This window comes from Myxococcus hansupus, from assembly GCF_000280925.3.
GTDB classification, from domain to species: Bacteria; Myxococcota; Myxococcia; order Myxococcales; family Myxococcaceae; genus Myxococcus; species Myxococcus hansupus.
Genome location: NZ_CP012109.1, coordinates 2,686,505 through 2,706,395, shown reverse-complemented (window position 1 = coordinate 2,706,395; position 19,891 = coordinate 2,686,505). Strand labels below are relative to the sequence as shown.

Here is a 19,891-nt window from a genome sequence, read left to right as displayed (position 1 = left end):
CAGGCAATCGGGGTGCGGGGGAGTGTCCGAGGGGGTGCCAGTGGACGACGACAGCCGTGTCGTCCAGTCAACAAGGCGCGCACACTCTCACTCGGAGTAGGCGCTTCGCAAGCCCCTACCTTGGCACCGCGCACACCGATTTGCCGCTTTGAGCCAGGATGGCCCTGCGCACGGCGGGCCTACCGGGTCGACGACCTGCGCAGCAGGAACAATCCCAACCCGAGGCCCGCCGTCCACTTGAAGGCCGCCGCGAGCGGCGTATCGCGCAGCCGAGGCGGCATGGCGGGTGGCCCGTCCAGGGGCTTGCCCGTCACCGGGTCCACCGTGGGCCGGAAGCCCGGGGCACCCGGCAGCTCCGCGCCCCCCTCCTCCAGCTCCGTCTTGGTGGCCGTCAAGGCCTTGCCCTGCTCGGGGACCTTCTGGCCCGGCGCCTTCCCGTCCGGGGAGCGGTGCTCGAGGATGGCGTTGATCTCCGCGCCCAGCAGCACGACCATCGCGGAGAGCCACATCCACAGCAGCATGACGATGACACCGCCGATGGCGCCATAGTTGACGTCGTAGCTGCCGAAGTTGGCGACGTACTTGGAGAAGCCCCACGACGCCACCACCCAGATGAGCACGCCCACCACCGAGCCCGGGGTGATGAAGCGGAACCGCTGCTTCACGTCCGGCAGCACGTAGTACAGCACGGCCCACAGGGACATCATCAGCAGGCCGGCCACCGGGAGGCGCAGCCACATCAGCACCGTGCCCAACGCACCGGGCAGCTTGCCGGCGATGACAGGCGTCACGACGACGGCGACCGCCGCGAGGATGGCCACCGCCGCGCCGCCCAGCGTCACCAGCACCGCCGTGCCCTTCTGCTTCCAGACGGGTCGGGACTCCGTCACGCCGTAGACCTTGTTGAGCGCCTTCATCAGCGCCGCCACGCCCTTGGACGCCGCCCAGACGGCGCCGACACCGCCCACCGTCAGCAGCCCCACCGGCCGGCTCTCCGCCAACGCATCGATGCGCTCGCTGAGAATCGTCGTCACTTCCCGCGGCGCCACCCGCGCCAGCTCCTGGATGAGCGCCTGGGCCTGCGCCGGTTCGATGAGGAGCCCCGCCAGCGACACCAGGAACAGCAGGAACGGGAAGAGCGCCAGAATCACCCGGAACGTGAGCGCGCCGGCGACATCCTCCACGTCGTCGCGAGCCCACTCGTCCTTCAACGCGATGAAGAACCGCTTCCAGCTCATTCCCTTGCCAGGGAGAACCATTCCGCCTCCTCGGAGGTGTTGCGACCTGCGGAACGATGCGCATTCCCCACACCCCAGGCGACCTCCAGCCCCCAGCTTCCTCGCATGCGCCCGGAGAGCAGGCGGGCAGGAGCCCTCTGGGAATCGACTTCCCAGAAAACCCTCTGTTCTCAGCCCTCCCCCCTAGGCAGGACAGCGTTCATTGGCGTACACCATGGCTGGGGGCCGCCGGCCCGTCGCGCCGAAGCCCCCTCCCCCGAGGACGCCATGTTCGTCTCCTGTCTCCTGAGTGTCAGCCTGGCGCTGAGCGCCGGCGCCGCACCCGGACTGCCTCCGGGCACCCAGACACCCGCCCCCTCGCACACCTTGTGGCTCGTCCAGGCGCTGTACCCCGGCCAGGACGCCTTGCTGCAGCGCACCGAGGAAGGCATCGCCACCCTGCTGCCCGAGGACGTGCGCGCACAGCAGCTCATCGGCCGTGAGGCGCTCACGGGCCACCTGAAGGGCCGCACCGGCGACTTGCGCTGCGTGTCCGGCGAGGCGCGCTGCCGCGAGCCGCTGGAGTCCTACCTGGACTCGCTGGGCCTGGAGCGCGTGGTGCTGGTGCAGGTGGGCCAGGACGACGCGGGCTACCGCTTCCGCGCCGTCAGCGTGCGCCCCGGCTCCGGTGCGCGAGGACAGGCGGAGACGGCGAATCCCGCCTTCGAGAAGGCCCTGGCCGGCGTGCTGGTGAAGTTCCTGTCGCTCAACGCCACGGTGGACGCGGAGACGACGCCCGCGGGCGCCACCGTCTTCATCGACGGCCTCAAGGTGGGCACCACGCCCTTCCACACGGAGGTGCTGCCGGGTGAGCACACCTTCCGGTTCGAGATGGCCTCGCACCTGCCCAAGGAAGAGACGCGGGTGGTGGGCTCTCGCGAGCAGGTGAAGCTGACCGCGGCCCTGGAGAAGGTGCCCGCGCGGCTGGTGGTGAAGGCGCAGCCGGAGGGCACGGAGATTCGCGTGGACGGCCAGCCCGTGGGCACCACGGCGGTGGACCAGGGCATCCAGCCCGGCACGCGCATCCTGTCGCTGACGCTCGACGGCTACGAGCCCCACGAGGAGAAGGCGGAGATTTCGCCCGGCGGCACGTTCACGCTGGAGCACACGATGACGCCCACGTCGATGCAGTCCTTCAAGCTGGCCATGCGCCGCCGCAAGGAAGCGACGATGGCGCGGCAGAGCTACCTGGAAGCGTCGTTCGAGATGCAGCGCCTCACCAGCGCGTCGCTGACGTCCCAGCCGCTGAGCACCTCCGCGGAGCTGGAGAACCTGCGCAGCCAGGACGTGCGCGCCCCCAGCGCACGCAACCTGCGCGGCGTGGGCATCGAGTACGGCCGCTATGGCCAGTTCTTCGGCGTCATGCTGGTGGGCGCCACCTACGCGTCCACCGGAGACACCTGGACGCTGGGCATCGACGTGCCCGCCGGTGTGCCCGGCGTGGGCCCGGAGGGCCTCTCCGCGCTGGACACGCAGGTGCAGGCGGTGTCGCTGCGCGCGCTCCAACCTCAGTTCCGCTACGTCCTGGGGCCGGTGTCCCTCTCCCTCCAGGCGGGCCTGGAGGGGCGCGGGCTGCTGATGAAGGAGCGCGCCCGCGACGCGGCCATCTTCAAGGACGGCCTCTACGCGCTGGACCTGCACGCGTCCGCGCAGGCCACCGCGCGCGTCTTCATGTACGAAGGCCTGTACGCCTCCGTGGCGTACCAGCACAGCTTCACGCTGCTGAACAAGATCGCCGGGACGAGCAACATTCGCGGAGGGCTGGGTTATGCGTTCTGACCTGCGGCGCCTGACATGGGCCTGTGCGCTGTTGATGTGCGGTGTCGCGCTGGCCGAGCCCCTGGTGGGCCCCTCCGTCGGACAAGGTGACGCGCTGCTCGCCGAGGGCACGCGGCTCTACAACAAGCGCAAGCACAAGGACGCCGCCGAGCGGTTCCTCCTGGCCACGCGCGCGAACCCGTCCCTCCTCCCCGCCTACCTGGGGCTGGCCCGCGCGCGGATGGGCGCCAAGGACGTCTTCGGGGCCTGCACCGCGTACCGCGCCTATGTTCGCAGCGCGCCGGACATCCAGGACCGCAAGAAGGCCCAGCGCGAGCTGTCGCTGTGCGAGCGCAAGTTGAAGGCCGCCCGGCGCAACAAGCGCAACAAGGTGCCCGCGGACCTGACGGCGCGCCATGTGGAGCTCAAGGCCGGCTTCTTCGCCGCGCTGGAAGACGGGCAGCTCGTGGGGCCGAACGCCGCGGGCGACACGCTGCGCACGCTCGTCACCGAGGGCTACCTGGGCCCGGACCTGGGCGACATGGCCGCGCGGCTGAGCACCGCCTGCCACACCACCACGGATGACGCGCACCAGCGCGCCCTGGCCGGAGAGTCGCTCCCCAGCCAGCGTCTGCGGGAGAGCGCCGCGCTGTTCGCGCTGGCCCGCGACATGGGCGCGCCGCACGCGAAGGCCTCCTCCCAGGCGCCGTTCCTGGAAGGGGTGGCGGCGCTGCAGGACGGCGACACCGCCGAGGCCCAGCGCCTGTTCGCCCAGGCGGCCACCGCCGCGCCCGAGCGCTCGGAGTACCGCGTGTGGCGCGCCGCCGCGCTCCAGCGCGCGGGAGACCTGCCGGGGGCGCTCGCGGTGATGGAAGCGGACCTGCCCCAGGACTCGCGCACGGACGTGCTGCGCGCGGCGTCCGCCCAGCGCCAGTCCCCCGAAGCCGGGGCTCGCGAGCTGGAGCGGCTCCTCTTCCAGCGCTACGCGCCGGCCCAGCGCTGACAGCAACGCCCCACCCTCTTCTGCCCAGCAAGGACGCGATGTCCCTCTTCATCTGCCAGCGGTGCGAGGCGCAGCACGAGAAATGGGGCGGCGCCTGTCCGTCGTGTGGCGGCACCGAGCTGCTGACGGTGGCCCCACAGGTGGACCGGATGCTCGGGCGCGTCGTCGCCGGCCGCTTCCGCATCCTCCGGAGGCTGGGCCAGGGTGGCATGGGCTCGGTGTACCTCGCCGAGCAGGTGGGCATTGGCCAGCAGGTGGCCATGAAGTTCCTCAACAGCGGCCTGTCCATGGACCCGGACGTGGCCCGGCGCTTCCTCAACGAGGCGAAGAGCTACGCGCGCGTCGCCCATCCGAACGCCGTCACGCTGCACGACTTCGGGCAGGACGAGGACGGCGGGCTCTACATCTCCATGGAGTACGTGGAGGGTGACGACCTCAAGCACCTGCTCGCCACCTGCGGGCGGCTCGCGCTCGATGAGGCCGTGGACATCGTGCTCCAGGTCGCGGACGTGCTCTCGTACGCCCACGCCCGGCAGGTCATCCACCGCGACCTCAAGCCGGAGAACATCATGGTCCGGCAGGGCATGCGGGGTTGGCACGTGAAGGTGCTCGACTTCGGCATCGCTCGCATCGCGGACGGCGCGACGCGGCTCACCATCCAGGGCTCGGTGGCGGGCACGCCGCGCTACATGTCCCCCGAGCAGGCCATGGGCCTGGACGTGGACGCCCGCGCGGACGTGTACGCGGTGGGCATCGTCCTCTTCGAGTTGCTCACGGGACAGCAGCCCTTCGACGGCGCCAGCGTCTCGGAAATCATGCAGAAGCAGGTCCACCAGCCCATGCCGCATCTGGCGCAGGCGGTGGCGGACCTCCAGCATCCGGGCGTCGACGCCGTCATCCAGAAGGCCACCGCGAAGAACCGCGCGGAGCGCTACGCCACGATGGAGGCCTTCGCATCGGACCTGGTGAACGCGCTGCCCACGCTCACCAACCGCCGCGCCGTCAGCGGGCTCAACCCCGCTGTCACCGGAGGCGGGCTGGAGCCGGTGCGGCCGGCGACGCTCCTCTTCGGGGCGGAGGGCTCGGAGGCCACGCTGGTGCGCACCGTCCCAGCGGACGCCGCGCCCGCTGCCGCGGCGCCCATTCCCCTGACGCAGCCTGCCCCAGAGGGTGGGCTCCGGGTGGGACCGGAGGGCTTCAACAAGACGGCGCATGCGGCCTCGCCGTACACGCCGCCTCCGCGTTCGAGGTCCGGGGTCGTCGTGGGGCTGGGCATCGCCGGCGTCCTGCTGGTGAGCGGCGTGGGCGTGGTGGCGATGCGGGGCGGCGATGACGCGAAGATCGGCACGCTGGTCCCCGTGGGTGAGCCCGCCCAGGCGCATCCTCCCGCCACGGCTCCGCACGCGGAAGCCGCGCCTGCACCTCACGCGGTGCCGACCGATACCGGAGACATCGCGGCGAAGCAGCTCAAGGTGCTCGCGGCGGGCCAGGTCATCGACATCGGCAATGACTTCAACGAGGGCCGGCTGGACAGCGCGATGAAGCGACTGGCGCAGGCCCGGAGCCTGGGACTGGACGCGGTCGAACCCGAGTTGATGGCGCTCGCCGGGAAGGTCGAGGACGCGTCGAAGCGCATGACGCGTGCCCGCGCGAAGGAGAACGACGGAAGCTGCGAGGAGGCCATCGGGCTCTACCGCGCGCTGAAGCGTGACTACCCGCAGCTCGCGGAGGCCCAGCGTGGCCTCCGCCGCTGCCAGGACATGCTGCCTCCGGACGTCTCGGATTAGCAGCGCGGCCTTTTCGTATCAGCGCCGGTCGGCACGAGGCCCCTCGGGAGCCTCGTGCCAGCGGCGTTCTCTCAGAGCCGGTCGACGCTCGTCTTGAAGCCCATGACCAGGTAGGCGATCTGGTAGGACGTGGACTCCTTCAGCGCCGCCTTGGTGGGCTCATCGAGCTTGGCCTTCTTGGCCGCCAGTGCCACCTGCTGGAGCGCTTCGACCGCATCATCGACGGACTTCTGAAGCTTCTTCAGGTGCGCCTGCAGCTCCGGGGCCTTCAGCTTCTCGATCTGGGTATCGGCCGCATCGCGGACATGCTGGAACTCGGAGAAGGAGACGCGATTGTCCGCGTTGATTCGGTCAATCTCCTTCTTCAGCACGGCATGCTGGGTCGTGATGTTGAGGCTCATGGGGGTTCTCCTTGGACTGGGCGCTTCGGGGTGGCTGCAGCGACACGGCCTCATGCTGCGAACTCAAGACACGCTGGGCTGTCGAGGAGCACTGGCCGCGCCCGGGACCTAGCACTCGCCTCGTTGACGGTGCTTCGTCTGCCCGCTGGAAGTGCGGGCGGGACAACGCTCCGGCGGGAGAGCGTTCACGGCGAGACCGTGCATCACCCTCGAGTCGCTGTGACGCCGGTCCTCGAGGAACACCGGCCCACCTCGTTCGGAGCATCCGTCCTCCACGAGGCCAGGCCACCCGCATTTCGAAAGAGCCCTGGGCATGCCTCGACAGCGCGCATCGGTGGAGGCGAATACCCTGCGTCGCCACCACTGCCACCTGCGCGCGACTCGGAGCGTGGCTGGATTCTGGCGGCTGAGCGCTCGCCTCAGTTCCGTGTCAGGCGCAGGTCGTCCACCTGAATCCAGGTGTCGCCATGGTTCGCCCACAGGCCCGCGAACACCTCCACGCTGTGCTGCGCCCCCGAATTGAACGTCACCGAGAGCTGCGTGTAATTGCCCAGGGGCTGGGAGATGCGGACCTCGTTCAAGATGGAGCCGCCTCGCACCAGCCCGCGCCGAAGGTGTCGCCGAAGAGGACGAACACCTCGCCACCGCCCTTGTCCCAGACGATGCAAAGGTCCGTCCCATACACGTCGTAGCCCGTGTGCGTCTGGTTCGGGTTCGGCAGTGCCTCGCCGGAGGGCGTCGCGCCCGTCACACGAGCGACCTTCGTCACGTTCGACGGCGTCACCGCCTCCGCGGCGGCGCCCCACCACAGCGCCCACGTGGATTGCAGCAGGAACGTCCACTTCCATGTCGTCGTGCCATTCATCGCCAAGGTCACCTCTCCTCGTGTCGCGATGCAGACCGGACGGGAGTGGCGACCCTGGCCACAAATCAAGAATAACCGCCGAAAGCGGAACGACGAGCGCGGGAAGTGTCAGCCCTGCGCCAGAAAGCGGGCCAGCACGCCCATCATCGTGGCCCAGCCGTTCTCGGTCCGGCTCGTGTACTCCGCCCACTTGGCGTCCATCTCATGCGTCAGGGTCAGCTCACAGCCGCTGTCGCGCGGAGCGATTTCCACCGTCACCCGGCTGAGCTCGTCCTCTTCCTTGTCGATGTGCCACGTGAAGACGAGTCGGCGCGGCCGGTCGATCTCCAGGTAGGTGCCCACGTGGTCGATCTCCTCCCGTCCCTGCGCACGAAGAAGGAGAACTTCCCGCCCACCCGAGCGTCGATGGCGAGCCGCAGCACTTCTTCGTCACGAACGGACGGCCCCGTCATCCACTGGCCCACCAGGTCCGGCTGGAGCCAGGCATCGAAGACCCGCTCGGGCGACACGTTGAATTGCCGAGTGACGCGAACCTGGACACTCTGGGAAGAGGACATGGGCGAACTCCCTTTCAACGGGGATGAAGCTCGTTGGTAAACCACTTGGTTAAAAGATAGCGCCGGACACGGCAATGCACAACCACTCGGTTGACCTTTGCCACGGGAGGGGTCCGCCTCGGTTCTGGTAGAGCGTGGGAATGCCCCAACGCCGCACGGTGGCGGACGTGGAGTCCATTCTCCGCTCGCCGACCCAGAAGAACTGGGAGCAGTTCACCCAGGCGCTCAAGGCGCTTCCCAGCGGCGTCGACCCCGAGCTGGCCGCGCAAGCCGCGTTGAGCCTCATCCCGAGACCTCGGCCCTCCCTCTGGTCCTTCGGACGCAAGTGCCAGCACCTGCCAGCGCCGGTCATCCGTGTGCTCCTGCGCCGCCTCGAAGCGGACTCCGAGCCCTACGCCTACTTCCTCCGCGAAGCCGTCCCCGTGGAGGCCCCTGACGAAGCGGTCCAAGCCGCATGGACGGATGCACTGCTCGGGCTGCTGGACCTGGATACGACCTATGGGTGGGGCTCGAAGCAGCGCAAAGCCAAGTTCCAGGCCCTGGCCAACAATCCTGTCCTGCTCCAGGCCATCCAGACCGCCGTCGTGGCCTGCGAGCAGGTGTCCCTGGACATGCTCGCGGTGTTGACGGTGGATGCCTCGGACGCGTCGGTCGACGCGCTGATTCCCCATGTCGAGCGGGCCGTCCAAAGCCAGGGCATGGAACTGGACCGCCTGGAGGACCTGCGCAAACACGCGCGCGCCACGCCCGCGATGAATGAGCTGTTCGCGCGCATGGAGGCGCTGCTCCAATCGCGCCGTGCGCGTTCGCCCGCGCTCGACCTCGCGAAGCACCTGGGCTTCGCGGAACTGGACACCTTCTGGTTCACCGAGTCCTGGGGCGACGCCTTCCACGGAGAGGAAGGCGGGTTGATGTTCCGCGCTTACAACGGACACATCCGGGTCGACAGCCGCAACCCCGTCTGGTTCCAGGTCTCGCTGAGCCGACGGGAAGTCCCGCTGTCGGGCGACTGGAGCGACACGCGTTTCGACAACGAGAAGCTGCACGAGGATGTCCTCGGCGTCGGAGCATGCGAACCGCTGCAACTCCCCGCATGGATTGCGCGGGCCGCCCGGCAGCTCGGCACGGAGTGGGACTTCAGCGAGAGCCCTCCGAGGACGAACCTCCGAGGCAAGAAGCGCGACCGCCTCGCGGAGTGGCTCCGCTCCGGCACCTGAAACACCCCGCCTCACCCCACCCTGCGGCCGCCGATGTGCGCGCCCGCATTCGGGGAAAGCCGACGGTAGAGCGGGCCGGCGAGCGAGGAGATGACGCCCACCGCGATGAACGGAAGCACGAAGCGGTCCGGCGTCAACGGCGCATCGCCCGCACCTCGCGCCAGGTGCAGCATCAAGCCACCGAAGCTGATGCCCAACCCCAGCGCCATCTGCATCGTCACCACGGACACCGTGGACGCGTTGCTCACCGTGTCCGGAGGGATGTCCGCATACGCCACGGTGTTGGTCGCGGTGAACTGCAACGAGCGCATGAACCCGCTGATCACCAGCAGCCCCACGATGAGCGGAATCGGCGTGCTGTGCCGGAAGAAGGCCGGCAGCGCGGTCAGGACGGCGGATGCCAGGTTGGCGAAGATGAGCGTCTGCCGGAAGCCGAAGCGCCGGATGATGGAGGGCGCCACCGACTTGCAGGCCATCGCGCCCGCGCCGCTGCCAATGGTCACCAGGCCCGCCTCGACGGGCGACCAGCCCAGGCCGACCTGGAACAGCAGCGGCAACAGGAAGGGAGACGCTCCCAGCCCCATGCGCGCCAGGGTTCCGCCAATCATGCTGGCCCGGAAGGTGTCGATGCGCAGCAACCGCAGGTTCAACACGGGCCGCTCCACCCGCAGCGCGTGCCACACGTAGGCACCCAGCGACGAGAACGCGACCACCGCGAGCCCCAACTGGTATGGCAGCGGCATCAGCCCGATGCCCACCGTCTCCGCCGCGCCAATCAGCGTGGTGATGGCGACCGCCACGAGCACGAAGCCCCGCGTGTCGAAGGGCCCCGGGTCCGGCTGGTGCAGGGGCGGAACGAAGCGCGCCACCGCGAGCATGCCCAGCAACCCCACCGGCACGTTGATGAAGAAGATCCACGGCCAGTCCGCCACGCCCAGGATGATGCCCGCCAGGGGAGGCCCCACCAGCGGCCCCACCAGCGCCGGCATCGTGAACCAGCTCAGCGCGGCGACCAGCCGCTCACGCGGCGCCGAGCTCACCACGATGATGCGCCCCACCGGCGTCATCAACGCGCCGCCCAGGCCCTGAATCGTGCGGAAGATGACCAGTTGGGTCAGCGACTGAGAGAAGCCGCAGAGCACCGAGCCCGTGAGGAAGACGCACATCGCGAACAAGAAGACGCGCCGGGGACCGAAGCGGTCCGCGACCCAGCCGCTCGCGGGCGCCAGCACGGCCAGCGCCAGGATGTACGACGTGAGCGCCAGCTTCAGGTGGATGGGGTCCGTGCCGAACGCCACGGACAAGCGCGGCAGCGCGGTGGACAGCGCGGTGGAGTCCACGAACTCCATGAACAGCGCACTGGCCACGGCGATCGACGCCAGCCGGGAGCCTCGTGGAGACGCCGGAGGCACCTCCGGCGCACTGGGAGTCGCGCGACCCTCCACGGCTCAGCCCACGTACTCCGGCAACACCGGCGCGTCCTTGAGACGCGGCGCCCGGGCATCCTTGGGCGACAGCAGTGGCACCGCCGCCGGCCACGGAATCGCCAGGTCCGGGTCGTTCCACACGATGCTCCGCTCCGTCTCCGGCGAGTACAGCGCGGTGCACTTGTAATGGAAGTCCGCGGAGTCGCTCACCACGCAGAAGCCATGGGCGAAGCCAGCCGGAATCCACAACTGGCGCCGGTTCTCCGAGGACAGCTCGGCCGCCACCCACTTGCCGAACGTGGGCGAACCGCGCCGCACATCCACCGCGACGTCGTAGACAGCCCCCGCGAGCACCTGAACCAGCTTCCCCTGCGCCTGCGGCTCCTGGAAGTGCAGGCCCCGCAGCGTCCCCTTCGCCGAGCGCGAGTAGTTGTCCTGCACGAAGGGCCCGGGGATGCCCGCGTCGGCGTACTTCGCCGCGTGGAACATCTCCATGAAGAAGCCGCGGTCATCGCCGAACACCTTCGGCTCCAACAGCAGCACGTCCGGAATCTCCAGCGGGGTCACCTTCACGACACGGCCCCCCGGTTCTCCGCGAGCGCCAGCAGGTACTGCCCGTACTCGTTCTTGAGCATCGGCTCGGCCAGCGCCCGAAGCTGCTGAGCGTCGATGTAGCCCATGCGGAACGCGATCTCCTCCGGGCACGACACCTTGAGCCCCTGACGCCGCTCGATGATTTCGATGAAGTTCGACGCCTGCATCAGCGACTCGTGCGTGCCGGTGTCCAGCCACGCATAGCCGCGGCCCATGAGCTCCACGTCGAGCTGCCCGCGGCGCAGGTACTCCGCGTTGACGTCGGTGATCTCCAGCTCGCCGCGCTTGCTCGGCTTGAGCCCCGCCGCGATGTCCAGCACCTGGTTGTCGTAGAAGTACAACCCGGTGACGGCGTAGTTCGACTTCGGCTTCAGCGGCTTCTCTTCCAGGCTCACCGCGCGATTCCGGGCGTCCAGCTCCACCACGCCGTAACGCTCCGGGTCCTTCACGTAGTAGCCGAACACCGTCGCGCCCGAGGTGCGCGCCGACGCGCGCTTCACCAGCTCGCTCAGGCCGTGGCCGTAGAAGATGTTGTCGCCCAGCACCAGCGACACGCTGTCGTTGCCCACGAACTCACGGCCAATGATGAACGCCTGGGCCAGGCCCTCGGGCCGGGGCTGCTCCGCGTAGCGCAGGTGCATGCCCCACTGGTCGCCGCTGCCCAGCAGCTCCTGGAAGCGCGGCAAGTCTTGCGGCGTGGAGATGACCAGCACGTCCCGGATGCCCGCCAGCATCAGCGTGCTCAGCGGGTAGTAGATCATCGGCTTGTCGTGCACGGGGAGCAGTTGCTTGCTGACCACGCGCGTCAGGGGATACAGCCGCGTTCCCGAGCCCCCTGCGAGGATGATGCCTTTCATGTCCACCTCGGTCTGTCAGTGTCCCCGGGCCGCGAGCCACGTCGCGTGGAAACGCGACAGGGACTCGGCCAGCTCCAAGGGAGGAACGGAAAGTTCGGCACGGACCTTGTCGGTGCGCAGGCCGCTCTTCAGCGGGCGCGGGCTGGCGAGCTTCAGCTCCGCCATTCGGGTGGGAACAATCAGCTTGGCGTCGAAGCCGAACACCTCGCACAGCGCGCGGCCGAAGCCCACCCTGTCGATGACGGCGCCGCCGCAAGTGTTCCACACTCCACCCAGCCGCCGCGTGCCCAGCTCCATCAGCATGGCGGCCACGTTGTCCGCGAGACTCGGAGAAACCACCTGGTCCTCGAAGAGGCGCACCTGCTGCCCCTTCTCCAGCGCCGTCACCAGCCACGCGCCGAAGTTGAGCCGGCCCTCCACGGGGGGCCAGCCGTACACCACCGCCGTGCGCGCAATCGCACAGCCCGGCGCGAGCACCCGCGCGGCCTGCTCCCCCATGTGCTTCGTCACGGAGTAGACACCGCGAGGGTTGGGCACCGCGGCCTCGTCATACGGCCCGGCGTCGCCGTCGAAGACGTAGTCGGTGGACACATGCACCAGGTGCGCGCCGGCCTTCCGGGCACTGCGTGCGACCGCCGCGGCGGCCGTCACGTTGCCCGCGTAGGCGGCCTCGGGGTCCTTCTCACAGGCGTCCACTTCCGTCATGGACGCGCAGTGGATGATGACCTCCGGCGCCGCGGCCTCCACCGCGGAGGCGACATCCGCCTCGCGCGTCAGGTCCACGCTCACGTAGCCGTACTCGCCGCCCGTGCGCCGGGCTCCGCGCCCCAGACCCACCACCTGGTGCCCGCTCTGGTGCAACAGCCCGCAGAGGCGGCTGCCCACCAGGCCATTCGACCCCGTGACGAGGAAGCGCATGGCTCAGGCCTTCCCTTGCAACCGCGTGCGGTACTGGGTGTCGAAGTACTGGAGATAGGCGCCGCTGGTCACCCGCTGCCACCAGGCGGGGTGGTCCACGTACCAGCGCACCGTCTCCGCCAGTCCCTGCTCGAAGGTGTGCGCGGGCGTCCAGCCCAGCTCCGCGCGAATCTTCGACGGGTCAATGGCGTAGCGCCGGTCATGCCCCGGCCGGTCCTTCACGTACTGGATGAGCGACTCGGGCTTGCCCACCAGCCCCAGAATCGCCTTCACCAGCTCGATGTTCCGCCGCTCCGCTCCGCCGCCAATGTTGTAGACCTCTCCCGCGCGGCCCTTCTCCAGCGCGAGCAGCAGGGCCTGGCAGTGGTCCTCGACGTGGAGCCAATCCCGCACGTTGGCGCCGTCGCCGTACACGGGCAGCGGCTTGTCGTGCAGCGCGTTCACCACCATCAACGGAATCAGCTTCTCCGGGAACTGGTAGCGGCCGTAGTTGTTCGAGCAACGCGTCACCACGACATCCAGCTTGAAGGTGTGGTGGTACGCGAGCGCCAGCAAGTCGGAGCTCGTCTTGCTGGCCGAGTACGGACTCGAGGGCTGCAAGGGGGAGGACTCCGTGAAGGCGCCCGTGGGGCCCAGCGAGCCGTAGACCTCGTCGGTGGACACCATGAGGAAGCGCTGCACGCCGCGCGCGCGGCTGGCCTCCAGGAGGCGCTGCGTGCCGAGCACGTTGGTGGCGACAAACTCCTCCGGCCCGAGGATGGAGCGGTCCACGTGGCTCTCCGCCGCCAGGTGCATCACCGCGTCGATGCCGTGCACCGACATCACGTGCTCCACCAGCTCACGGTTGCCGATGTCGCCCCGGATGAAGACGTGCTGGGGGTCGCCTTCCAGCTCGGAGAGGTTCTCGAGGTTGCCGGCGTACGTGAGCTTGTCCAGGTTGACCACCGTCCAACCCGGCCGCTCGCGGCGCAGATACTTCACGAGGTTGGAGCCGATGAAGCCACAGCCGCCTGTCACCAAAACATTCATGTCGCGTGGACCTCAAATCGCTCGGAGTGTGCGACTGCGTATCGAAGGGGTCCACGACCGTCAAGACGCGATGGAGGCGAGCTTGTGTATCAGCCCGGCACGGCGCTAAGGGAGCCGGTCGTGAGTACTCCGCGCCCCACTCCCGCCATTCATCAAGTGCTCCCCCGCCTGGCCTGGGGAGACGCCGTGGGCAACCAGGTGCGTTACCTCCAGGGCCTGCTGCGCCGCTGGGGCCATGTCTCGGAAATCTACGCCGACGCCTGGGATGACGCCTGCAAGGACCAGGTCCGCCCGGTGCGAGACCTCGCACGCGACGTGGGCCGCGACGATGTCGTGCTGGTGCACCACAGCTTCGAGTCTCGGTTGGTGCCGAGGTTGGCGCGCACCCACTGTCGCAAGGTGCTTGTCTATCACAACGTGACGCCCGCGCGGCTGTTCGAAGGCTTCGAGCGAAAAATCGCCGCCGCATGTGACGCCGCGCGCGATGAGCTGCTCGCGCTCCAACCGCACGTCGAAGCCGCGTTCGCCTACTCGCGTTTCAGCGCGGAAGAGCTGCTGTCAGCGGGATATTCCAATGTCACGCTCCTGCCCTTCGCCATCGACTGGGCCGCGTTCGACACGGCGCCTGATGCCGCGCTCCAGGCCGAACTCGATGACGGCCACACCAACATCCTCTTCGTGGGCCGCGCGGTGCCCAGCAAGAAGGTGGATGACGTGCTGCGCGTGTTCACCGCGTTCCAAAGGCTGTATCAGCCACGCAGTCGGCTCGTCATCGCCGGAGCGTTGCACCGCGATGGTCCTTACGGCGCATATCTGCACGGATTGAAGGACCTCCTCGGTGCGGAGCGCGTGCGGTTCCTGGGCCGCGTCAGCGCCGCGCAGCTCTCCGCCTGCTTCGCGACCGCGTCGGCGTACCTGTCCATGAGCCGCCACGAAGGCTTCGGGGTGCCGCTGCTGGAGGCCATGTACCGCGGGGTGCCCGTGGTGGCCTATGGCGCCGCCGCCGTCCCTGAGACGATGGGCGGTGCCGGCCTGGCCACGCGCTCCGATGACCCCCGCGAGGTCGCGGAGCTGCTCGCGGTGTTGGAGCGAAACCCGAACCTGCGCGGGCAGGTGATCGCGGCGCAACGCGAACGGATCGCCGCGCTGTCGCAAGACACCATCGCCGAGCAGGTGCGCGAGGCCTTCCAGGAGGTGCTCACGGGTTTTCGCCCGGGCGCGCAGGCCCTTCACAGCGGCATCGACGTCGTCTGTCCCGCCTTCGCGGTGCGCCCAGATGCCCCCGAGTCCCGGCTCGCCCGCCTCCTCGTGGAGCAACTGGACGGCGCCCGGATTCTCGCCTTGAAACCCTGGGGCGCGGACGAGGCACACGGGCACGACACGCACGCCGTGGCGTACTTCACGCCCGACCAACCGGTGAGCCGGCATGCGGAGGCCCCCTTGCCGGGCTCGTCGTCCTTGGAGACGGCGGTGCGCGCCTCGAATGGGCGGGTGCTGCTGCTGGGCTTGGAGACGGCGTCCGTGCGGGCGCTGCTGCCTCGCGTCGCGGAGCGTGCCTGGGCCATCGCCACACCCACGGTGCCCGCTGAACTGCGCGCTGTTGCCCGCGAGCACCTGGGTGACAAAGTGCTCGTCGTGGAATCCGCCAACTCCGAGCCCACACGCGAAGAGCTGCTCGCGGCCCTGGCGTCCGAGGGAGTCATCACGCATGCGACCTGAAGACCTCATCACCCGGGCCCCCACCGCCGAGGCAGTGGCGCGAGAAACCGAGCGGCTTCCCTCGCCCTCGCCCGAGGCGGAGGAGTCGCTCCGGCGGACGCTGGAGGCCGCGTCCCAGCCTTCCACGCCCACGCCATGGCCCGCGCTACTCCAGGAAGCGCGCGGGAAGATGGACAGCCGCTACGCGGAGCCGGCGACGTCGCACCGGGGAGGGCTCACCGGAACGGCGCTGGTGCTGGCCAAGCGCGCCTTCCGGCTCACCTTCCAGCCGTTCATCAACGAAGTCCTGCGCAAGCAGGTGGAGTTCAACGAGTCCATCCTCGATGCGCTGGCCACGATGCATGACGTCCAGCGCGAGCAAGCCCGGACCCAAGCCGCCTGGAGGAAGGAACTGGAGCGGCGACTGGCGCAGCTCGAAGCCCCGGGCGCGCCCCCTTCGAACACGAAGCGCTCGCGCAAGCGGGGCCGGTGATTCCAACCCACGCGCGCGGTTCACGGGCCTCGGGGCCGCACCGTGCGACGGGACGCCCCGCCACAACCGTCTCGAAGATTCCCGCCGTCTGGAGTCCCGCCCTTGCGCATCTGCTTCGTCTCCAGAGAACTCGCGTCCACGACGGAGAGCGGCGTCGGAACCGCCGTCGCGAACATGAGCCGGGCGCTCGTCCAGGCGGGCCATGACGTGCACGTGCTCACCGCGCCCCACGTGGACGCGCGGTGGGCAGCGTCGGTGCACCCCTCCGTCCACATCCACCACGTGGACGAGCAAGAGACAGACCTCCAGGGCGCCTTTCCCCATGCCGAGCTCCGGCATGCCTGGGATGCGTACCGGGCGCTGCGGGTGCTCCACGCGAGCCACCAGTTCGACATCATCGAGTTCCCTGACAGCGGAGGCGAAGGCCACTTCGCCCTGCGCGCCCGCAGGACCCTGGGACAGTTCGACACAGCGGTCCTCGCCGTCCGTCTGTACCATTCCAGCCACGATGTGCTGCGGCTCAACCAGGTGGCCACGCTGGACATGGACACCGCGCAGCGAGAGCACATGGAGGACACGGCCCTCCGTGAAGCGGACCTGCTGGTGTCGCCGTCCGCCGTGGCCTTGGAGCAGACCCGCACGCGACTGGGCTTGAAGACGGGCGGTATCGTGCTGCCACCGCCCATCGAATCGGCTCCCGCCCAAGCCGCGACGCCCAGCCCCTCCGAGGCGGCGCCCCGGGTGCTTTACGCCGGGCGTCTGGAGTACCGCGAAGGCGTCCACCTGCTCATCGACGCCATGCAAGCGCTCTTCGAGCAAGGCGTGGCAGCGGAGGTCGACCTCGTCGGTGACGACACCCGCACCGGCCCGTTCGGGCGCTCGCTGAGAAGCTGGCTGGAACAGCGCATCGCGCCCGCGTGGAGGCACCGGTTCCAATTCCTGCCCGCCCGTGCCGGGGACGAACTCACGTCCGCGTTCGCCCATGCCACGCTGTGCTGCATCCCCACGCGCTGGGACGCGCTGCACGGGACCGGCGTGGCGGCGATGTCCGCTGGCGCGGCAGTGGTGGCCAGCGACAGTGGCGGCATGGCGGAGTTCATCGAAGACGGGCGCAGCGGCCTGCTGTTTCATCATGATGACGCCGGACACCTGAAGGACGTGCTCCAACGCGCGCTCGCGTCCACATCGCTGCGAGACACGCTCCGAGCGGCGGCGCCAGCGCGCGTCGCGAGCCTCTGCGCTCCCGCTCGGTTCGTCCGTGACTACGAAGCCGCGGCCACGAGCGCCCTGCCCCATCGCCATCCCGGCCCAGCACCCAGCTCGCGCACGAAGCCCGCCAAGGCCTCACCGTGCGTGTCCATCCTCGTGCCCTACTTCAACATGGGGCGCTACCTTCCGGAGACCCTCCACTCCATCCGCGCCCAGACGTTCACGGATTACGAAATCATCCTCGTGGATGACGGATCCACCGACGCGGACAGCGTGGCCCTGTTGGAAACACTCCAGGCGCCCGACTTGCGCATCATCCGCAAGGCCAACGGAGGACTCAGCTCCGCCAGAAACGCGGGGTTGCGCGTGGCGCGAGGCCCGTACGTCCTTCCACTCGACCCGGATGACCTCATCCAGCCCACCTTCCTGGAGAAGGCCGTCGCGGTCATGGAGAGCGCGCCCGGGCTGGGCTACGTCACGTCGCTCGTCTCCTACTTCGTCGACGACCCACGACAGCCCGTGGGAGGATGGATTCCCTGGGGCACCGAGCGTGACGCGCTCCTCGCGGAGAACGTCGCGTCCACCTGCACCGCGCTGATGCAGCGAACGCACCTCGAGGACATCGGCGGATACGACGAATGGCTCACGGCCTATGAAGACTGGGACGTGTTCTGCTCGCTCGCGAAGCGAGGCCTCGAGGGCTCCGTCATCCCGGAGCCGCTGTTCCTCTACCGGCAGCGGCCCGACTCGATGACTCGCGGAATCGACGTCAGCGGTCGCTACGCGCAGATGGCCTACCTGAGCCAGAAACACCCGACGCTGCCACGGAGCCCGGACCGGGCGCTGCGCATGCAGCTCGGCCGCGCCCAGCGGCAGGAAACCCACCTTCGCGCCGCCGCGCCTCCCCTGATGAGTCAGGTGGCGAATCGGGTCAACAGCACCCTCAAGCGGTTCGACGCGGTCCACGGCACCGTGCGGCGGGCGGTGGCGTGGGCAGCGGGCGCGGAAGACGATTCGCGACCGCTGCGGCAACAAGTCCTGGAGCGACTGCTTGGCCGCCGTCGTTGACGACGGCCCCTACGCCCTTCACCCCTGCGTCAAGGGCGACTCCCGAAGCCGGTAGAGGTTCAGGTACGAGTACTCGCCAAAGAGGTCGGGAATCTCCGTGTTGTACTCACGAACCAGCTCATAGTGCTGGAAGAACAACGCCCGGTCAGCATCCGACTCAAACAACGGAGCGCCTGGGCAACTCTTTGGCGAAAGCATCAATCGATTCTGCTCGACCTCGAAGCGCCGCTTGACGATGAACTGCGGCTTCAACTCGAGGAGCGCCGCGACGAAATAGCGGCACTTGAACTTCTTCGCGAGGGCCAGGGTGTCGCGGTCAACCAGGCCCACTTCGTCAAAGACGCGAGCCGAGTTGTAGTACCCCTGCCACCCAACCGCCTCCATCCAGACCGACTTCGCATTCCACTCCGTCGCGAGCTCGCGGCCCAAGCGCCCCCGGAACTCGTTCTCCTGCTTCAGCCACGTGTGGAGGCTCGTCGTCAGCGCTCGCCGGACGGGCTGTTGCGGCCTGACAAGGATGGCGACTCCGACGAGCACGGCGACAACAGTCGTCAACTGGAAGCGTGGGCTTCGGAGCGTGGCGACATCCACCAGTGCCGCGAAACGGCCTGCCAGGAGCACCAGGACGAACCCCAGCCAATTGGTGATGTACCACTCCCAGAGGTTCGGAACGAGAATGATGAACCCGGTGTATGCCACACAGAACATCGAATAGAGCAACGCCGCGGAAGGCGCCGACTTCGGCTTCGAGACAAGAAAGCGAACGAAGTCATGGGCGGCGATTGCGGTCACAATCACCGTCAGCAGGAGCGCGGAATGCTGTCCCTTCTCCAGGAAGGAACTGATCTGCTCCAGTCGTCCGCCCAGCCCCATCAACATTTGAGACAGGGAAATCCGCGCACCAAAGTAGGACTTGGCGACGATGGTCTGGACAATCGGAGACCCCGTCAGCAGCCACAAGGTGAGCGGAAACACCGCGCCGCCAACGACAACGGGCCCCAGCGCGCGAACCCATCCGTGCTCCCGCACCCTGAACAGGGAGAAGAACACCAGGAGCGGGAGCGCGGCGATGGCGACCTCCGGGCGATTCCACGAAAGAAAGGCCGCGGCGGCATAGAAGACCGTGGGGGTTGCACGGCGATACAGCCACCCCAGCACCCCTACGGACAGCAAGAGGAAGGGCCCCTCGAGGCCCAGGAACATGAAGCGGAGGGGCGCGACAAAATAGGCGAAGAGCAAGGCGCCCATGCCCGCGGCCAAAGGCATCCGAGCCCCCTTGCCCAACGTCGCAAGGAGCACCAACGCGACCACCACCACGCCCCAGACGTAGGCGTAGTGGCTCACGATGAGATCGGAGGCCCCCAGGAACTTCCCAGGCACATGAAAGAGCGCGGAGCCCAACCAGAACAAAGGGTCGGTGACGCCGACGACGCCTTCTCCCGGATTGTAGACAAGGCCCTTCCCGTCAAGGAGGTTGCGCAGGTGGCGCATGCCGATCATGGCGTCCTCCTGCATGCCCACGTCCACCATGCGGCGCAGGAGACTGGCGGTCCAGCCGGACATGGCGACAATTGGCACCAGCCCAGCAACCATCCACGCCCATTTCATCCAGGCGGGCATCGAGCCGCCCCTGTCTTTGCCGCCATCGTTCAACTTGGAATCTCCTGCAATGTCCATGAGACCGCTCCCGGCTCAAGCGGCCTGTCTATCCCGGCATGCTCCCGGACTCAAAG

Annotated in this window: 17 protein-coding genes and 1 pseudogene; 7 read left to right on the top strand and 11 right to left on the bottom strand. The window is 68.5% G+C overall.

All coding sequences use genetic code 11. The features are described from left to right. Positions 1-179: 179 nt before the first annotated feature. Positions 180-1,259, bottom strand: coding sequence for a YihY/virulence factor BrkB family protein (locus A176_RS11085; protein WP_002636662.1), 1,080 nt, complete (start codon positions 1,257-1,259; stop codon positions 180-182). A gap of 246 nt (positions 1,260-1,505) precedes the next feature. On the opposite strand from A176_RS11085, the gene A176_RS11080 reads away from it, so the two are divergent. The 3 genes from A176_RS11080 to A176_RS11070 are packed head-to-tail and all read left to right on the top strand — an operon-like array spanning position 1,506 to position 5,825. Beyond that, positions 1,506-3,056 (top strand): PEGA domain-containing protein, encoded by a 1,551-nt coding sequence (locus tag A176_RS11080; RefSeq protein WP_226994278.1) that lies wholly within the window; start codon positions 1,506-1,508, stop codon positions 3,054-3,056. Continuing rightward, a complete protein-coding gene (locus tag A176_RS11075; RefSeq protein ID WP_002636665.1) occupies positions 3,046-4,038 on the top strand; it encodes a hypothetical protein in 993 nt (330 codons plus the stop codon). Before A176_RS11080 ends, A176_RS11075 begins: the two co-directional genes overlap by 11 nt. Positions 4,039-4,076: 38 nt before the next feature. Beyond that, positions 4,077-5,825 (top strand): serine/threonine-protein kinase, encoded by a 1,749-nt coding sequence (locus tag A176_RS11070; RefSeq protein WP_002636666.1) that lies wholly within the window; start codon positions 4,077-4,079, stop codon positions 5,823-5,825. Positions 5,826-5,896: 71 nt separating this feature from the next. Here A176_RS11070 and A176_RS11065 read toward each other — a convergent pair whose 3' ends face one another. The 4 genes and pseudogenes from A176_RS11065 to A176_RS11055 all read right to left on the bottom strand — a co-directional run bounded on the left by A176_RS11065 (position 5,897) and on the right by A176_RS11055 (position 7,543). Further along, complete coding sequence (locus A176_RS11065; RefSeq protein ID WP_002636667.1) at positions 5,897-6,226, bottom strand: hypothetical protein; 330 nt, start codon at positions 6,224-6,226, stop codon at positions 5,897-5,899. A gap of 419 nt (positions 6,227-6,645) precedes the next feature. Further along, on the bottom strand, positions 6,646-6,807 hold the full coding sequence (locus tag A176_RS39060) for a hypothetical protein (RefSeq protein WP_002636668.1): 162 nt from the start codon (positions 6,805-6,807) through the stop codon (positions 6,646-6,648). Continuing rightward, positions 6,804-7,097 carry a DUF4185 domain-containing protein gene (locus tag A176_RS11060; protein ID WP_021781540.1) on the bottom strand — a complete coding sequence of 98 codons (294 nt, stop codon included), beginning with the start codon at positions 7,095-7,097 and terminating at the stop codon, positions 6,804-6,806. The genes A176_RS39060 and A176_RS11060 overlap by 4 nt, the downstream gene beginning before the upstream one ends. Before the next feature lie 102 nt (positions 7,098-7,199). Further along, positions 7,200-7,543 (bottom strand): annotated as a pseudogene (locus A176_RS11055) (SRPBCC family protein). 245 nt (positions 7,544-7,788) lie between these two features. Here A176_RS11055 and A176_RS11050 point away from each other — a divergent pair. Beyond that, on the top strand, positions 7,789-8,865 hold the full coding sequence (locus tag A176_RS11050) for a hypothetical protein (RefSeq protein WP_002636671.1): 1,077 nt from the start codon (positions 7,789-7,791) through the stop codon (positions 8,863-8,865). An 11-nt stretch (positions 8,866-8,876) separates the two neighbouring features. On the opposite strand, the gene A176_RS11045 is transcribed toward A176_RS11050, so the two are convergent. The 5 genes from A176_RS11045 to rfbB all read right to left on the bottom strand — a co-directional run bounded on the left by A176_RS11045 (position 8,877) and on the right by rfbB (position 13,690). Next, entirely contained in the window at positions 8,877-10,232 is a 1,356-nt protein-coding gene (locus A176_RS11045; RefSeq protein ID WP_002636672.1) for an MFS transporter, read from the bottom strand. Positions 10,233-10,313: 81 nt separating this feature from the next. Then, the gene (gene rfbC, locus A176_RS11040; protein WP_002636673.1) at positions 10,314-10,865 is read right to left on the bottom strand and encodes a dTDP-4-dehydrorhamnose 3,5-epimerase; all 552 of its coding nucleotides are present in this window, start codon (positions 10,863-10,865) and stop codon (positions 10,314-10,316) included. After that, positions 10,862-11,743: a glucose-1-phosphate thymidylyltransferase RfbA gene (gene rfbA, locus A176_RS11035; RefSeq protein WP_044890833.1), complete on the bottom strand. Its 882-nt coding sequence runs from the start codon at positions 11,741-11,743 to the stop codon at positions 10,862-10,864. The genes rfbC and rfbA overlap by 4 nt, the downstream gene beginning before the upstream one ends. Positions 11,744-11,758: 15 nt before the next feature. Further along, the gene (locus tag A176_RS11030) at positions 11,759-12,661 is read right to left on the bottom strand and encodes an SDR family oxidoreductase (protein WP_002636675.1); all 903 of its coding nucleotides are present in this window, start codon (positions 12,659-12,661) and stop codon (positions 11,759-11,761) included. A 3-nt stretch (positions 12,662-12,664) separates the two neighbouring features. After that, complete coding sequence (gene rfbB, locus A176_RS11025) at positions 12,665-13,690, bottom strand: dTDP-glucose 4,6-dehydratase (RefSeq protein ID WP_002636676.1); 1,026 nt, start codon at positions 13,688-13,690, stop codon at positions 12,665-12,667. A 120-nt stretch (positions 13,691-13,810) separates the two neighbouring features. Between rfbB and A176_RS11020 the strand changes: the two genes are divergently transcribed. The 3 genes from A176_RS11020 to A176_RS11010 all read left to right on the top strand — a co-directional run bounded on the left by A176_RS11020 (position 13,811) and on the right by A176_RS11010 (position 18,158). Next, positions 13,811-15,409 carry a glycosyltransferase gene (locus A176_RS11020; protein ID WP_044890856.1) on the top strand — a complete coding sequence of 533 codons (1,599 nt, stop codon included), beginning with the start codon at positions 13,811-13,813 and terminating at the stop codon, positions 15,407-15,409. Continuing rightward, positions 15,399-15,881, top strand: a complete 483-nt coding sequence (locus A176_RS11015) for a hypothetical protein (RefSeq protein WP_002636678.1) — start codon at positions 15,399-15,401, stop codon at positions 15,879-15,881. Before A176_RS11020 ends, A176_RS11015 begins: the two co-directional genes overlap by 11 nt. Before the next feature lie 102 nt (positions 15,882-15,983). Then, positions 15,984-18,158, top strand: a complete 2,175-nt coding sequence (locus tag A176_RS11010) for a glycosyltransferase (protein WP_002636679.1) — start codon at positions 15,984-15,986, stop codon at positions 18,156-18,158. An 18-nt stretch (positions 18,159-18,176) separates the two neighbouring features. Here the strand turns inward: A176_RS11010 and A176_RS11005 are convergent, their stop codons facing one another. Beyond that, a complete protein-coding gene (locus tag A176_RS11005; protein ID WP_144429528.1) occupies positions 18,177-19,721 on the bottom strand; it encodes a hypothetical protein in 1,545 nt (514 codons plus the stop codon). Positions 19,722-19,891 lie beyond the last annotated feature (170 nt).

What these genes read in the sequence shown, in the direction of transcription:
- A176_RS11085 (WP_002636662.1), bottom strand. Translation starts at nt 1,259, where the DNA reads ATGGTTCTCCCTGGCAAGGGAATGAGCTGGAAGCGGTTCTTCATCGCG.
- A176_RS11080 (WP_226994278.1), top strand. Translation starts at nt 1,506, where the DNA reads ATGTTCGTCTCCTGTCTCCTGAGTGTCAGCCTGGCGCTGAGCGCCGGC.
- A176_RS11075 (WP_002636665.1), top strand. Translation starts at nt 3,046, where the DNA reads ATGCGTTCTGACCTGCGGCGCCTGACATGGGCCTGTGCGCTGTTGATG.
- A176_RS11070 (WP_002636666.1), top strand. Translation starts at nt 4,077, where the DNA reads ATGTCCCTCTTCATCTGCCAGCGGTGCGAGGCGCAGCACGAGAAATGG.
- A176_RS11065 (WP_002636667.1), bottom strand. Translation starts at nt 6,226, where the DNA reads ATGAGCCTCAACATCACGACCCAGCATGCCGTGCTGAAGAAGGAGATT.
- A176_RS11050 (WP_002636671.1), top strand. Translation starts at nt 7,789, where the DNA reads ATGCCCCAACGCCGCACGGTGGCGGACGTGGAGTCCATTCTCCGCTCG.
- rfbA (WP_044890833.1), bottom strand. Translation starts at nt 11,743, where the DNA reads ATGAAAGGCATCATCCTCGCAGGGGGCTCGGGAACGCGGCTGTATCCC.
- A176_RS11030 (WP_002636675.1), bottom strand. Translation starts at nt 12,661, where the DNA reads ATGCGCTTCCTCGTCACGGGGTCGAATGGCCTGGTGGGCAGCCGCCTC.
- rfbB (WP_002636676.1), bottom strand. Translation starts at nt 13,690, where the DNA reads ATGAATGTTTTGGTGACAGGCGGCTGTGGCTTCATCGGCTCCAACCTC.
- A176_RS11015 (WP_002636678.1), top strand. Translation starts at nt 15,399, where the DNA reads ATGCGACCTGAAGACCTCATCACCCGGGCCCCCACCGCCGAGGCAGTG.
- A176_RS11005 (WP_144429528.1), bottom strand. Translation starts at nt 19,721, where the DNA reads ATGTCCGGCTGGACCGCCAGTCTCCTGCGCCGCATGGTGGACGTGGGC.